1 protein-coding gene is annotated in these 1,067 nt (G+C 46.9%); it reads right to left on the bottom strand.

Features of this window, described 5'->3' with window-relative positions; all coding sequences use genetic code 11:
- Window positions 1-171 precede the first annotated feature (171 nt).
- On the bottom strand, window positions 172-1,067 hold an 896-nt coding region (locus tag R7Q38_RS24640; protein ID WP_318114698.1), incomplete at its 5' end, for a S1 family peptidase.

Genomic DNA, 1,067 nt, shown 5'->3' with positions numbered 1-1,067 from the left:
TGGTGAAGAGTGTAATAAAACGTTAAAATCCGCGATCACTTGGCAATATTCTTACATGGCGTAAGGATATTCATTTTGATGACGCACTCATCGCCATTTATACAGCGCCAACCTAACAATAAAACGAGCAGCGACGTGCGCTGCTCGTTTCTTTCAACATCGTTAACGTGATTACACTTCGCGTCTGCGCCACCGTGCAACAGGAGCGAACAGAGCCAACAACCAGAGATTTAGACTGCCGCCATCGTCATCGGAACCTTTGAAATCACAATTATTGGTTGCAATACCATCGTGACACTCTTTGCCCGCTTCTTCTCTAGCATTGATGATAAAATTTGGTTCAGTGATGTAACGGTTTGGTGGTGTGTCGGCAGTAATGTAAGACTGAACCCAATCGTAGTAGTTACTGACCTTCGTGTAAAAACTTGGAATGGTCAGCGAGCCACAAGTCGGTAATACCAAAGGACCACCACTCACGACCCCAATTTGCTTGCCTGTCGCAATGTCCAGCAGCGGGCCACCGCTGTCCCCTTTACAAGCAGAGTTACCATATTGAGTGCTGCTGCTTGGCTCTAAAATCCTATTGAATGTGGGCACTGTACAGATCTTAGTCGCGTTGGTTCTAGAGTTAATCAACCCCGGATAGCTATTGCCAATTTCCAGACGCTCATAACACTTGTCTATCGGAAGAAAACCGATCTGAGTGGTTTGTAACAAAGGAGAAGCCTCCGATGCCATTGGCGTTGTTGTTTCCCACCCATAAACCTGAACATTTTCAGTTCGCTGGTTGGTGTCGTAGTTATCGTTCCAATCCGCAGCTAATCGTGCCTCAATGCTGATCATGTCTTCTTTCGTGGCGAGGTCAGCCACATTCACCCCAGTAACTGGGCGAGTAAGGTAAAGCAACGCAATGTCATTATCGAGCGCCGTTTGAATAGGCTTCACATTCCCCTTGCTGTCAACATCCGCTTTCGAGATACGAGTGTAGTTTGGATGCACGACGACATGCGAAACGGTGTAGTAGTTGTCGATACTCGTATCGTGAAGATTATGTACACGAGCGGTGA

This window comes from Vibrio sp. Vb0598 (assembly GCF_033338935.1).
Lineage (GTDB): Bacteria > Pseudomonadota > Gammaproteobacteria > Enterobacterales > Vibrionaceae > Vibrio > Vibrio alginolyticus.
The sequence above is the reverse complement of the archived record's forward strand: the minus strand, read 5'-3'. Positions and strand labels throughout refer to the sequence as shown.